The following is a 13,904-nucleotide window of genomic DNA, read 5'->3' on the forward strand; positions in this document are numbered from 1 at the left end:
GGGGCCATGTACGAACTTCGCAATGTCGAGAAGCGCTTCCCCGGCGTCCATGCCCTGAAGTCGGTCAACCTTGAGATCCGGCGCGGCGAGGTCGTGGGCCTCGTCGGCGAGAACGGCGCCGGCAAGTCCACGCTGATGAAGGTGATCTACGGCGCCTATCAGCCGGACGGCGGCCAGATCCTCATCGACGGCAAGCCCGTCGCCTTCGCCAATCCCCGCCAGGCGATGGAGAAGGGCATCGGGATGGTGTTCCAGGAACAGTCCCTGATCCCGAACCTGACGGTGATGGAGAACATCTTCCTCGGCTATGAGGCGCAGTTCGTGCGCTTCGGCGTGATCGACTGGAAGGCGATGGCGGCGGCGGCGCGGGCGCAGCTCGCCAAGGTGAAGCTCGACATCGACCCGGGTGTTACCACCTCGACCCTCTCCTTCGCCCAGCGCCAGCTCGTCGAGCTCGCCAAGGTGCTGACCTTGGAGGAGCGGGTGAAGGGCGATCTCGTGATCCTGCTCGACGAGCCGACCTCGGTCCTGAGCAAGGAGGAGGTGCAGCTCCTGTTCAAGCTGGTGCGCGAGCTGACGACGCGCGCCTCCTTTATCTTCGTCTCGCACCGGATGGACGAGGTGCTGGAGCTCTCCGACCGGGTCTATGTGATGAAGGACGGGCAGGTCGTCGACGTGGTGGCGCGCGCCGAGGCGAACGCCGAGTTGATCCAACACAAGATGGTCGGCCGCGACGTCGACCGGGAATATTACCGCGAGCGGCGGCAGAAGCCCTACGACCCGGACCGGGTGCTGGTGGAACTCGACCGCGCGGTCTTTCCTGGCCGCGGGATCGCCACCTCGCTCAAGCTCCACGCCGGCGAAGTGCTCTGCCTCGTCGGCACCGAAGGCTCGGGCCGGGCGGCGATCGTGCGGGCGATCTACGGGATGCTTACGCCGCGTGCCGGTAGCGTCGCGATCAAGGGCCAGCGGATCGGCCGCTTCTCCGCCGAGAAGTCGGTCGCGCTCGGGGTCGGCTACGTGCCCCGCGAGCGCAAGATCGAGGGGATCGTGGCCGGCATGTCGGTCTATGAGAACATGACCCTGAGCCAGCTCGACAACTACGCCACCGGGGGTGTGCTCCGCGTCGCCGCCGAGAAGGCGCTGGCGCGAGACTGGATCAAGCGGCTCTCGATCAAGGCGCATTCCGAATATGCCGACTGCGGGAATCTCTCCGGCGGCAACCAGCAGAAGGTCGTGCTCGCCAAATGGCGGTCGGGCGGGTCCGACATCATGTTGCTCGACCACCCGACCCGCGGTCTCGACATCGGCGCGAAGGAGGATGTCTACGATATGGTGCGCGACATGAGCGACGACGGCGTTGGCATCCTCCTCGTTGCCGACACGCTGGAAGAGGCCATCGGACTCTCCCATACGATTCTTGTGCTGCGCGACGGGGAGGTGCGCCAGCGCTTCGACTGCGCGCCCTGCGCCAAGCCGACCCCGTTCGATCTTCTGCACTACATGGTTTGAGGGCCCCGATCATGGACATGACCCGTCTCAAGCCGCATCTGCCCTGGATCACGCTCCTCGTCCTCGTGGTGATTGTCGGCATCGCGCAGCCGGCCTTCCTGCATCCGGCGAACCTCCTGTCGCTCGCCGGCGACATCGTGCCGCTCTTCATCATGGCGCTGGGGCTCACCTTCGCCATCTACATCGGCGGCATCGACCTTTCCGCGCAGTCGATGGCGAACATGATCACCGTCATCGCCTCGCTCTATCTTGCGCATCTCGGAATCTGGGTCGGGCTGCTCTGCGTGCTGGTCGGTTTCCTGCTCGGAACGCTTTCGGGCGTCGTCACCACCCGGCTCAGGGTGCCCTCCTTCATCTCGACGCTGGCGGTCGGCGGCATCTGTTTCTCGATCGCGCAATGGCTCTCGGGCAACCGCGCGCTCAATATGGACGCGGCCGAGCGCAACGCGCTCTTCGGCTGGATGATCGGGCGCACCGGTATCGTTCCGAACGAGCTCTTCATCGCGCTCGGCCTGCTGATCCTCTGCCTCTTCATCGAGCGGCGGACCGTGCTTGGCCGCGTACTGAAGGCAGTCGGTGCCGGCGAGCCCGCGGCGGCGGCGGCCGGGATCAACGTCCGGCGCTACAAGGTGCTCGCCTTCGCGATCTCCGGCGCGCTCGCCGCCGTCGCGGGGCTCCTCTTCGCGGTGAAGCTCTCGGGCGGCGCGCCGACGATCGCGAATGGCTTTCTCCTTCCGGCGATCGTCGCGGTGCTGGTCGGCGGCACGCCGCTGACCGGCGGTGTGGGCGGCGTGCTCAACACCGCGATCGGCACGCTGATCGTCGCGGTGATCCGGGCGTCGATGCTCTATTTCGGCGTCGAGGCGACGCAGCAGCAGATGCTGTTCGGCCTCGTATTGATCCTCGCCATCGCGCTGACCATGGACCGTGCCAAACTCCGGACGGTGAAGTGATGGAACGGATGCGCGCCGCAGTTCTCATCGAGCCCCGCCGCTTCGAGATCCGCGAGGTGCCGGTGCCGGCCATCGGCCCGCGGGATGCGCTCGTCCGCGTCAGCCGGACCGGCATCTGCGGCACTGATATCCATATCTGGAACGGGCACTATGCCGCCGACCGCCTGCCGCTCGTTCCCGGCCATGAATTCTGCGGGACGGTCGCGGCGGTGGGCGATGCCGTGCGCCACCTTGCACCGGGCACGCGCTGCGTCGCCGACATCAATATCGGCTGCGGCACCTGCTTCTGGTGCCGGAGGAACGAGATCCTGAACTGCCCGGAGATGGCCCAGGTCGGGATCGGCCGGGACGGGGCCTTCGCCGAGTATGTCGCGCTGCCGGCGCGACTGGTGATCTCGCTCCCCGACACCCTGCCGGACGCCGTCGCCGCCCTGACCGAGCCCGTCGCCTGCGTAGTGCGGGCGGCCGACAAGGCCGGCATCCGGCCCGGCCAGTCGGTCGTCGTGCTCGGCGCCGGGCCGATCGGGAACCTGCATGTGCAGATGCTGCGGCTCGCGGGGGCCGCGCCGATCCTCGTGGCGGATCTCTCAGAGGACCGCTGCAGGATGGCGCTGGAGGCCGGCGCCGATGCTGCGATCTCCGACCCAGCGGCGCTGGCCGCCGAGGTGGGCCGCCTGACCGGCGGGCGCGGCGCGGATGTGGTGATCGAGAGCGTCGGCAGCGAACGGCTCTATGCACAGGCCTTCGACTTGATCCGCAAGGGCGGGCATGTCGCCTTCTTCGGCCTGACGGGGCCGGAGGCTTCGGTTCCCGTCGGTATCCTGCGCACGATCCTGGAGGAGACGAGCCTCAAGGGCTCGGTCGCCGGAATGGGTGAGGACATGCACACGGCGCTGACGCTCCTCGCCCATGGGCGCTTCCGCACCGAGGCGTTCACGCGGGCCGAATTCCCGCTCGAGGCGATCACGCAAGCCTTCGAGACGCTGGCAAGCCGGCCCGAAGACCTGAAGACACAGATCAGGATTGGCCGCGATCCGGCCGTTGCCTGACGAGATATGTGGAGGATGTCATGAACAAAGTCAGCCGGATTCTGACCCTGCCCGAGACGCCGCGCACCTTCGGCTTCTTCGTGGATGGGGAATGGCGAGAGGGCGGTGATCTCTTCGAGCGCGCCTCTCCGGGTCACGGCGTAGCGGTGACGCGCATTCCGAAATGCACTGTTGCCGATCTCGATGACGCGGTCGCCGCCGCGCGCCGGGCCTTCGAGGACCGGCGGTGGTCGGGCCTCTCTGGTGCGGAACGTGCGGGCGTGCTGTTGCGGGCCGCCGCGATCCTGCGGCAGCGGCGCGACGAGATCGCCTATTGGGAGGTGCTGGAAAACGGCAAGCCGATCACCCAGGCGCTGGGCGAGATCGACCATTGCATCGCCTGCTTCGAGACCGCCGCCGGCGTGGCGCGGCTGCTGCATGGCGAGAGCTTCAACAGCCTCGGGGACAAGCTCTTCGGCCTGACCCTGCGCGAGCCGATCGGCGTCGTCGGGCTGATCACGCCGTGGAACTTCCCTTTCCTTATCCTCTGCGAGCGGGTGCCCTTCATCCTCGCGAGCGGCTGCGCGCTGGTCGTGAAGCCGTCCGAGGTGACCTCTGCGACGACGCTCCTCCTCGCCGAGGTGCTGGCCGAAGCGGGCCTGCCGGCCGGGGTCTACAACGTCGTCACCGGATCGGGCCGGACGATCGGCCAGGCGCTGACCGAGCACCCGGACGTCGACATGTTGTCATTCACTGGCTCGACCGCGGTCGGGCAGTCGTGCGTCCAGGCCTCGGCAGCGTCGAACTTCAAGAAGCTCGGGCTGGAACTCGGCGGCAAGAATCCGATCGTGGTCTTCGCCGATAGCAACCTCGAGGACGCGGCCGACGCCGCCGCCTTCGGCATCAGCTTCAACACCGGCCAGTGCTGCGTCTCCTCCAGCCGGCTGATCGTCGAGGCCTCTGTCGCCGACGCGTTCGAGGCGCTGCTGGCCGAGAAGATGGCGCGGATCCGCGTGGGCGACCCGCTGGACGCGGCGACGCAGGTCGGCGCGATCACCACCGAGGCGCAGAACGCCACGATCCTCGGCTTTATTGACAAGGGCCGGTCCGAGGGCGCGCGGGTGGTGACCGGCGGGGCGGCGGTCGATCTCGGGCGCGGCAGCTACATCGCGCCCACGCTCTTTTCCGGCGTCACCCGCGACATGGCGATCGCCTGCGACGAGATCTTCGGCCCCGTCCTCTCGTCCTTCCGCTTCGAGACGGTGGAGGAGGCGGTGGCGCTGGCTAACGACACCGTCTACGGCCTCGCCGCTAGCGTCTGGACCCGCGACATCGACAAGGCTCTGACGGTGACGCGCCGGGTGCGCGCCGGCCGCTTCTGGGTAAACACGATCATGGCGGGGGGCCCGGAGATGCCGCTCGGCGGCTTCAAGCAGTCGGGCTGGGGCCGTGAGGCAGGCATGCTCGGTGTGGAGGAATACACGCAGGTGAAGTCGGTCCATATCGAGACCGGCCCCCGGGCCCGATGGATCGCGTGATGGCACGGGAGCCGGCCGATGCGTTCGATTATGTGATCGTCGGCGGTGGCTCGGCCGGCTGCGTACTGGCCGCGCGGCTCTCCGAGGATTGCGATGCCCGCGTCTGCCTGCTGGAGGCCGGCGGGCGGGACACGAACCCGCTCATCCACATGCCGGTCGGCTTCGCGCGGATGACGACCGGCCCGCTCACCTGGGGCCTAACAACGGCGCCGCAACGCCACGCCTTCGACCGCGAAATCCCCTATGCCCAGGCTAGGGTGCTGGGTGGCGGCTCCTCGATCAACGCCGAGATCTTCACCCGCGGCCACCCCTCCGACTACGACCGATGGGTGGAGGAGGGCGCCGAGGGCTGGGGGTTCAAGGACATCCAGCCCTATTTCCTGCGCTCGGAGGGCAATGCGATCCTATCGGGCGACTGGCACGGGACGGACGGGCCGCTCGGCGTCTCGAACATCCCCGATCCGAACCCGATGACGCGGGCCTTCGTCCAGAGCTGCCAGGAGGCCGGGATGCCTTACACCCCCGACTTCAATGGCCCGGTGCAGGAGGGGGCGGGGGTCTACCAGACGACGACGCGGGACAACCGCCGTTGCTCGGCCGCGGTCGGCTATCTGCGGCCGGCGCTCAAACGCCCGAACCTGACCGTCATCACCCGCGCGCAGGTGCTGCGTCTGCGCTTCGACGGGCGGCGGGCGGCCGGGGTCGACTACGCGGTCGATGGTCGGGTGGCGACGGTGCAGGCCGCGCAGGAGATCCTCGTGACCGCGGGCGCGATCGGCACCCCGAAGCTCCTGATGCTGTCGGGCATCGGGCCGGCGGCGCATCTCGCAGAACACGGGATCGCGCTCCTTGCCGACCTGCCCGGCGTGGGCGAGAATCTCCAGGACCATTTCGGTGTCGATATCGTCGCCGAGTTGAACGCCCACCGCAGTCTCGACCGCTACAACCGGCCGCACTGGATGGTCTGGGCCGGGCTCGAATATGCGCTCTTCCGCTCCGGGCCCGTTACCTCGAACGTCGTCGAGGGCGGCGCATTCTGGCGCGCCGACCGCCAGCGGGGAGAGCGGCCGGACCTGCAGTTTCACTTTCTCGCCGGCGCGGGCGCCGAGGCGGGGGTGCCCTCGGTCCAGAAGGGCGCGTCCGGGATCACGCTCAACAGCTACACGCTGCGCCCCGCCTCGCGCGGGACGGTGCGCCTGCGCTCCGCCGATCCGCGCGACACGCCGGTCGTCGATCCGAATTTCCTCGCCGAGCCAGAGGATTTGCGCATCTCGGCCGAGGGCGTGCGGATCAGCGTCGAGGTCTTCCGCCAGTCCTCGCTCGCCCGGCACATCCGCGCGATCCGCTTCCCCGATGCCGGCGTGACGACGCAAGTCGACTTCGAGACCTACACCCGGCGCTATGGTCGCACCTCCTATCACCCGACCTGCACCTGCAGAATGGGACAGGACGCGATGTCGGTGGTCGACCCGAAGCTCCGCCTGCACGGTTTCGACGGGATCCGCATCTGCGACAGTTCGGTCATGCCCTCGCTTGTCGGCTCGAATACCAACGCACCAACGATCATGATTGGCGAGCGCGCCGCCGACCTGATCCGGGGGAATCGCTGAAGTTGCCGCAAAGGGAAAGACCATGCTCCGCCACATCGTCACGCTTCGCTTTCGCGAAGGCACGTCGCCGGAAACCCGGAACGCGATCTATCGCGACCTCGCCGGTCTGTCGGACGTCATCGAAGGCATCCTCGACTTCCGGCACTTCGCGAATGTCTCCGTCGAGGTGCCGCTGGTGCGCGGCTTCCGGGATGTGTTCTGGTTCGATTTCCGCGACGAGGCCGTCCGGGATGCCTATCTGGTCGACCCGACGCACCGGGCGATCGGCGAGCGGATCGTCGCCGAACTCGAAGGCGGCGCTGACGGGGTGCTCGTGATGGACGTAATCCTCTAACTGGAGCGGACTCCGTCCCGGCAGAGCCGGGCCGTCCGCTCCGGATGATTGTTTTCGCGGCGTCTTAACCACCAGACGATCCCCTCTGGTCGGATATCGCTCTACGCTGCTGCCCTGACCACGCATCCTCCCTACTGCGGGGACGGCTCCGCGCCGTCCCCGCCTTTTTCTTCAGTCCCACTCGGGAGCCCAGGGAGCGAGGTCCTTGTGGACGACGCGAAATCCCGTCCCCGTCAACGCCTCGATCCGCGCCATATCGACCGATGACAGGGTGAAATCCATCACGTCGAAGTTCGCGCGGATGTTCGCGGGCTTCGTAGACATGGTGTTGATGCTGACGCCCTTCTGCAGGATCCAGCGCAGCACCACCTGCGCCGCCGATTTGCCGTAATCCGCGCCGATCTCCGCGAAGAGCGGATACTTGAACACCTCGCCGCGCGCGACCGAGCAGTAGGAGGCGAGCGGGATGCCGGTCTCGGCGGCGGCGGCGAGCAGGGCGCTCTGGTCGAGCAGCGGGTGGAACTCGACCTGATTGATGGCGATCGGGGCATCGGTCAGCCCGCGAAGCTCTCGCATCATCGCCGCGTTGAAGTTGGAGACGCCGATGTTGCGGGCCAGTCCACGCTCCTGCGCGGAAAGGAGAAGCCGCGCCGGTTCCGCGATATCGCCGCCGATCGGCGGCCAGTGCAGGAGCAGGAGGTCCACCGCCTCGACGCGCAGCGCCGCGAGGCTCGCCTCGACGGAGGGCAGGAAGGCAGCCTCGGAGTAGTTGTCGGGATGCGCCTTCGTCACGACGCAGAGTTCTTCGCGCGCAACCCCGCTCTCGGCCAGTGCCGCGCCGGTATCGGCCTCGTTGCCGTACATCTGCGCGGTGTCGAAGGCACGGTAGCCCGCCGCGAGCGCCGCCGCCACGGCATCGCGCAAGGCCGCGCCCTTCAGCGGGTAGGTTCCGAAGGCTCGCTGGTAGGTCTTCTGAAAGCAGATGCTCATCTGTCCCTCTCCGGTCTCCGGCGTGGTCATGCCGGCGTCTGCCCCCTTGAAGGTCGGGGCGTTTCGTGGTTATAAACATAACCATCCAGTTACTTAAAACATATCGTCGGAGGATGCGCCATGGCAAAGATCAAGACGGCCGCGGAGGCCGCCCGGATGGTTCCGGACGGTGCGACCGTCGCCGTGAACGCGTCCTCTGGGCTGCTCTGTCCAGACGCGGTGCTCGCTGCACTTGGCGCACGTTTCGTGGAGGAGGCGGCACCATCGGGCCTCACAACGGTGCATCCAATCGCCGCCGGTGACATGTTCGGCACCCCGGGCATCGACCACCTGGCGCATCCCGGCATGATTCGCCGTATCATTGGCGGCTCCTATCCCTCCGGCCCGACCAACGCCGAGCCCCCCCTTGTCTGGCAGCGTATCCTTGCGGAGGACGTCGCAGCCTGGAACCTACCCTCGGGTGTCGTGTTCGACATGCTGCGCGAGGGCTCGGCACTCCGACCTGGCGTTCTGACCAAGGTCGGCATGGATACTTTCGTCGACCCCGCGCTGGAGGGTGGCGCGATGAACGCCAGCGCGCGCGCCGAGCCGCTGGTACGGCGGGTTGATTTCGACGGCGAGGACTGGCTCTTCTATCCGGCGATCCGGCCGGAGGTGGCGATCATCCGTGCGACCACAGCCGACGAGAACGGGAACCTCACCTTCGAGCAGGAAGGCGCTCTGCTCGGCGCAATGGAGATGGCGCTGGCCGCGCACAACTGCGGCGGCCTCGTCATCGCTCAGGTGAAGCGCATCGCCGCCCGCGGCTCGCTCCGTCCCCATGGCGTGCGGGTGCCGGGCATCCTTGTCGATGTGGTTGTCGAAGCGCCGGAGCAGCTCCAGACCACGGCGACGCCCTATGATCCCGCTATCTCGGGCGAGATCTTCCTGCCGCTCGCAAGCTTCGCCGCGCCTGAACTCAACCCCGGCAAGGTCATCGCCCGCCGGGTGGCGCGGGAAGCTCCGCGACGGCTGGGCGGTCAACCTCGGCTTCGGCATCTCGGCGAACGTGCCGCGAATCCTGATCGAGGAAGGCCGCCACGGAGCCGTCACCTGGGTGATCGAGCAGGGCCCGGTCGGCGGTGTGCCGCTCCTCGACTTCAAGTTCGGCTGTGCGTCGAACGCCGAGGCCTTCGTGGCCTCGCCGCATCAGTTCCTCTATTTCCAGGCGGGCGGCTTCGACTCCTCGCTGCTCTCCTTCCTCGAGATCGGTGCCGACGGCAGCGTCAACGTCTCCCGCCTGCCCGGCACCCCGCACCGTACCGCCGGGGCGGGCGGCTTCATCGATATTACCACGCGGGCGAAGCGCATCGTCTTTTCCGGCAACTTCAATGCCGGGGCGAAGATGCATGTCGAGGACGGCCGGCTCGTCATCGACCGCGAGGGCAAGGTCGCGAAGATCGTCCCCGCCGTCGCGCAGGTCAGCTTTTCCGGCCGCCGCGCCCGCGCCCAGGGGCAGGACGTCACCTATGTCACCGAGCGCTGCGTCCTGAAGCTGGAGGCGGACGGCCTCGTCGTGACGGAGATCGCGCCGGGCATGGACCTGCAGCGTGACATCCTCAATCAGGCTGCGACGCCGCTCCGGGTCTCCGACGGGCTGGTCGAGATGGACTCGGCGCTGTTCCGGCCCGAACCGATGGGGCTCGCGCTGTGACCGATCCCCGGCTTCGCCTCGACATCGACGGGGCGGTCGCGCGCCTGACGATCGCCCGGCCGGAGAAGCGCAATGCGCTTGACGCGGCAATGGTCGAAGCGCTCCGCGCCCATTGCTGGACGATCGAGCGATCCCCGGCGCGGGTGGTGCTGCTGACGGGAGAGGGGGATCACTCCTTCTGTGCCGGCGGCGACATCGCTGCTTGGTCGGGCCTGTCACCGGACCAGTTTACCCGGACATGGCTGCGCGACGGCCATGATGCCTTCGACGCCCTCGCCCGGCTGACGCAGCCGGTCGTCGCGCTGCTCAACGGCGACGCCTTCGGCGGCGGGCTGGAGCTCGCCGCCTGCGCCGACGCCCGGATTGCCGAGGCCCACGCCCGCTTTGCCTTGCCCGAAAGCGGGCTCGGCATCATCCCCGGCTGGTCCGGCACGCAACGCACCGTCCGTCGCTTCGGCGTGCAGGTCGTTCGGCGGATGGCGCTCTTCGGCGAGGTACTGACCGCCGAGGCAGCGCTCGCGGCCGGGATTGCCGACGCGGTCGTGCCGCGCGGCGAAGGTGTCGCAGCTGCGAACCGGCTGATCGAGCGTTTGACTGGCCGGGCGCCGCGGGCGACGGAATTCGTGAAGCTGCTGCTGAACGCGGCTGAGGGAGAGGAGACCGAGCGCGTGCTTGAGACCTTGGCCGGGGCCCTTGCGGCCGGTTCGGCCGAGCTTGCCGAAGGGCTCGCGGCCTATCGGGAGCGGCGCGTGCCGTCTTTCGCGCAACCGGCGGGGGAGGAAGCCTAGGATGAACGGGAACGATCGCGCGCTTCTGGAACGGCTGTTCCGCGTGGCCGTCATGGCGGCGGACCCGGAGACCGCGCTTCGCTCCACCCTGCCGGCGCGGCCCAGGGGGCGCACCATCGTCGTCGGGGCCGGCAAGGGTGCCGCCCAGCTCGCGGCGGCCTTCGAGCGGCTGTGGGACGGCCCGCTCGAGGGCGTCGTCGTCACCCGCTATGGCTATGGCTGTCCGACGCGGCGCATCCGCGTGCTGGAAGCCGCCCACCCGGTGCCCGACGCCGCCGGGCTCGCGGCCTCCCGGGCGCTCTTCGAGGCGGTGCGCGGCCTCGGGCCGGAGGATCTCGTGGTGGCGCTCGTCTGCGGCGGGGGCTCCTCGCTCCTGCCCTGCCCGCCGGGGCCGCTGACGCTTGAGGACGAGGCCGACCTCAATCGCGCGCTCCTCGCCTCCGGCGCGCCGATCTCGGTCATGAACGCGATCCGCAAGCATGTCTCCGGCATCAAGGGCGGCCGGCTGGCGGCGGCGGCCCATCCGGCACGGGTGGTGAGCCTCGTTGTCTCGGACGTGCCGGGGGACGATCCGGCGCAGGTGGCTTCCGGCCCGACCATCCCCGACCCGCTCGACCGCGCGGCGGCCCGGGCGCTCGCCGCCTCCTGGCGCATCGCGTTGCCGCCCCGGGTCGCCGCCTGGCTGGACGGCGCCGAGGCCGCCGCCCCCGATCCCGCCGACCCGCGCTTTGCGCGCACCGAGACCCGCGTGATCGCCTCCGCCCGCCTGTCGCTCGAGGCCGCGGCCGCAGCCGCGCAGGCCGGCGGGGTGCCGGCCGTCATCCTCTCGGACGCGATCGAAGGCGAGGCGCGCGATGTCGGTCGCGTCCATGCCGCCATCGCCCGCGAGGTCGCGACCCGCGGCCGCCCCTTCGCCCGGCCGGCGGTGATCCTCTCCGGCGGCGAGACCACGGTGACGCTGAGGGGCGCGGGCGGCCGTGGTGGGCGCAATGCCGAATTCCTGCTCGCCTTCGCCATCGCCGCCGAGGGGTTGCCCGTGGCCGCGCTTGCCGCCGACACCGACGGCATCGACGGATCGGAGGACAACGCCGGTGCCTTCGCCTGCGGCACCAGTGCCGGGCGGCTCCGCGAGGCCGGTCTTGACCCGGTGGCCTGCCTTGGCGCGAACGACGCCTGGGGCGCCTTCGACCGGCTCGGCGATCTATTTGATACTGGTCCAACAGGCACGAACGTCAACGACTTTCGGGCGATCCTCGTGCGGTGATGACGCGGGGCGCCACCCTGTCCTCACCGAGGACGGCGCGAAGGTGCGGCGTCATGACGTCGAGGGCCCAGACCTTGGTGGTCAGGACGATGTCGCGCCCCGCGGCAATTCCGGATGCGGCGATGCCATCTTTGGATCATGGTCAGGCGGCGGCCTGGCTGGACGACGTCGGGTGGCCGAGGTGCGGCAGCACATCGCGCGCGAGTTCGTCGATCACCTCGGGCAGCGGCCGGCGCGACGGGCGCAGCAGCATGGCGAGGTGATCGCCCCCGGCGTTCCGCAGCCCGTCCAGATGATCGAGCAAGGGCTTGCGCCCGGCGCGTGCGCCGAAGCGGCGCGGCGTCGGCGCTTCGCCGGGATCGTCGGCGAGGTCGAGGTGGAAGGCGCTGATGAACACGCCGCGATCGCCGCCGGCCTCTTTGCGCAGCCGCCGGTAGTCGGACGCCTGTTGCGCCATTCTGGACAGGTCGCCCGGATAGACGAAGCGCCCGTCAATGTTGGCGGCGATCCATTCGTTCGATTGCTGGCCGTTGCCGGCGATGATTGAGGGGATCGGCCGCTGGAGCGGTTTGGGCAGCAGGTCGAGATTGGGAGCGATCCGGCCTTCGCCCATCGGCAGGCCGCCATCCTTCCTCGCGTCGCGCAGATAGGCGAAGCTCCGGCGGAAGGTCTCGCCGCGCCGCTTGAAGTCGAGGCCGAGCAGCGGATACTCAACCGGCCGGTCGCCCGACGCCAGCCCGAGGATCAGCCGCCCGCCGGAGAGATGACCGACCGAGGCGGCGGCTTTCGCCACCATCATCGGATGGCGTAGCGGCAGTACGATCCCTGCGGTGCCGAGCGCAATGGTTCGCGTCACCCCGGCGAGGAAGCCGAGATTGACGAAGGGATCGTAGACCGATCCGGCATCGCCGAGATTCCTCGGATCGAACACCGGCACGTCGCGCATCTGGGTCAGCATCATCGCGATCTTCCGCGCCGACGGGCACTTTCGAGGACCGGAAGCCTGGGCCGCCTCCGCGCGTCGGCGACGGGTGGCCCACTCGGTGACGACACGCAGGCCGCCGCCGAAGCCGGCGCCCCGGAGGCGGCGCCAGAGCTCGGCGCCATTGTGGCATCCACCGCGCCAGGCCTCGTCGAGTTGGGCGAGCCAAGGCTCGAGCGAACTTACGCGGACGCGAAAGACGTCATCGCGTTCGTCGCGGAGAATGCGTCGGACGGTTTGTCGTCCACAGCCGGTTCGCGCGGCGATCCGCCTGATTGGCACGCCTTCATCGGCCAGTGTCCGGATGGCCGCGTTCATCTCCTCGCGACGCAGGAAACCTTCATACTGGAGCCGTTCGGCGCAGGTCAGCAACTCAGGGTTCACGATGCCCGCGCCGAGCGCGCGCCGGATCGGGGCCATCGACCGCCGAGCCACGCCTAGGAAGGCCTGGCTCGCGTTCTCTATCAAATGCCAGCGATCGGCGACCTGGATCGCTTCTGGCGCTGCACGAGCGACAGCATGGCCGTAGCCGCCCCCGCGATCGCGCGAGACGATCTCGACCTCAGGATGATCCGCCAGCCAGGCCTCGACGGTGGCGCCCTCTCGATCGGGAAGGACATCGACGATCTCGCGCCGCTCCAGGTCGCAAACAATGCTGCCGTAACGATGCCCGCGCTTCCACGCCCCGTCGTCGATGCCGATTACTCGCGGAGTTGGTCGCGCCGCCGGTGCGCGCGCGCGAACGGTCCGTAAGAGCGTATCCTTGCTCACTGGCATCAGCAGGCGTCGCGCAAGCCCCTGGCCGGGGCGGCCGCCGAGCGCCAGGCCGAGATGGTGAGCGATGGTTTGCAGCCGCGCCGTGCGGCGGGCGTAAGGGGCGACGATGTCCTCGCCGAACCGCTCGGCAAAAATCACCCGCGGGCAGATGTCGGTGCCGCATCGGAACCGCCGCACCGTGAGCGCGATACTGACGCGCCGGCCGTGGGCAGGGAGATCGGAAAGTGACTGAACGTAACGGCTGTGGACCCGCCGCGAGAGCTTGCCGCAGCCTGGGCAGGCCGATCCGACATCGCGGGACCGCGCGACCGCCGCCACGCCGCTCTCCTCTATCCGCACCCGCTCGATGATCAGTCCCGGCGGCAACAATGCCGCCGACGATCAGTCTCGACCCATCCCCCGCTCCCCTTTGGTTCGGAACCGGAGACTATCCGC

General features: G+C 68.8%; 11 protein-coding genes and 1 pseudogene. 10 read left to right on the top strand and 2 right to left on the bottom strand.

All coding sequences use genetic code 11. The annotated features are described in order from the left end of the window. Nucleotides 1-6: 6 nt before the first annotated feature. From QM699_RS00985 to QM699_RS01010, 6 genes are read left to right on the top strand one after another with little or no spacing between them, the layout of a single operon-like run. Entirely contained in the window at nt 7-1,512 is a 1,506-nt protein-coding gene (locus tag QM699_RS00985; RefSeq protein WP_415009414.1) for a sugar ABC transporter ATP-binding protein, read from the top strand. 17 nt (nt 1,513-1,529) lie between these two features. Further along, nucleotides 1,530-2,465, top strand: coding sequence for an ABC transporter permease (locus QM699_RS00990; protein WP_415009415.1), 936 nt, complete (start codon nt 1,530-1,532; stop codon nt 2,463-2,465). Then, nucleotides 2,465-3,514, top strand: a complete 1,050-nt coding sequence (locus tag QM699_RS00995) for a zinc-dependent alcohol dehydrogenase (protein WP_415009416.1) — start codon at nt 2,465-2,467, stop codon at nt 3,512-3,514. The genes QM699_RS00990 and QM699_RS00995 overlap by 1 nt, the downstream gene beginning before the upstream one ends. A 20-nt stretch (nt 3,515-3,534) precedes the next feature. Continuing rightward, nucleotides 3,535-5,031, top strand: coding sequence for an aldehyde dehydrogenase family protein (locus QM699_RS01000; protein ID WP_415009417.1), 1,497 nt, complete (start codon nt 3,535-3,537; stop codon nt 5,029-5,031). Further along, a complete protein-coding gene (locus QM699_RS01005; protein ID WP_415009418.1) occupies nt 5,031-6,641 on the top strand; it encodes a GMC family oxidoreductase in 1,611 nt (536 codons plus the stop codon). Before QM699_RS01000 ends, QM699_RS01005 begins: the two co-directional genes overlap by 1 nt. A gap of 22 nt (nt 6,642-6,663) precedes the next feature. Continuing rightward, a complete protein-coding gene (locus QM699_RS01010; protein ID WP_415009419.1) occupies nt 6,664-6,975 on the top strand; it encodes a Dabb family protein in 312 nt (103 codons plus the stop codon). 171 nt (nt 6,976-7,146) lie between these two features. Here QM699_RS01010 and QM699_RS01015 read toward each other — a convergent pair whose 3' ends face one another. Continuing rightward, nucleotides 7,147-7,965, bottom strand: a complete 819-nt coding sequence (locus tag QM699_RS01015; RefSeq protein ID WP_415009420.1) for an aldo/keto reductase — start codon at nt 7,963-7,965, stop codon at nt 7,147-7,149. Nucleotides 7,966-8,121: 156 nt separating this feature from the next. Here QM699_RS01015 and QM699_RS01020 point away from each other — a divergent pair. From QM699_RS01020 to QM699_RS01035, 4 genes and pseudogenes are all read left to right on the top strand, one after another. After that, nucleotides 8,122-8,772: pseudogene (locus tag QM699_RS01020) on the top strand (CoA-transferase); the annotation flags it as partial. Between the two features lie 241 nt (nt 8,773-9,013). Continuing rightward, nucleotides 9,014-9,658 (top strand): hypothetical protein, encoded by a 645-nt coding sequence (locus tag QM699_RS01025; protein ID WP_415012820.1) that lies wholly within the window; start codon nt 9,014-9,016, stop codon nt 9,656-9,658. Beyond that, the gene (locus QM699_RS01030; protein WP_415009421.1) at nt 9,655-10,446 is read left to right on the top strand and encodes an enoyl-CoA hydratase/isomerase family protein; all 792 of its coding nucleotides are present in this window, start codon (nt 9,655-9,657) and stop codon (nt 10,444-10,446) included. Before QM699_RS01025 ends, QM699_RS01030 begins: the two co-directional genes overlap by 4 nt. 1 nt (nt 10,447) lies before the next feature. After that, complete coding sequence (locus QM699_RS01035) at nt 10,448-11,710, top strand: glycerate kinase type-2 family protein (RefSeq protein ID WP_415009422.1); 1,263 nt, start codon at nt 10,448-10,450, stop codon at nt 11,708-11,710. A 142-nt stretch (nt 11,711-11,852) separates the two neighbouring features. Here QM699_RS01035 and QM699_RS01040 read toward each other — a convergent pair whose 3' ends face one another. Then, entirely contained in the window at nt 11,853-13,787 is a 1,935-nt protein-coding gene (locus QM699_RS01040) for an ISL3 family transposase (RefSeq protein WP_415009423.1), read from the bottom strand. Between the last annotated feature and the right edge of the window lie 117 nt (nt 13,788-13,904).

The organism is Amaricoccus sp. (assembly GCF_047602525.1).
GTDB lineage: Bacteria > Pseudomonadota > Alphaproteobacteria > Rhodobacterales > Rhodobacteraceae > Amaricoccus.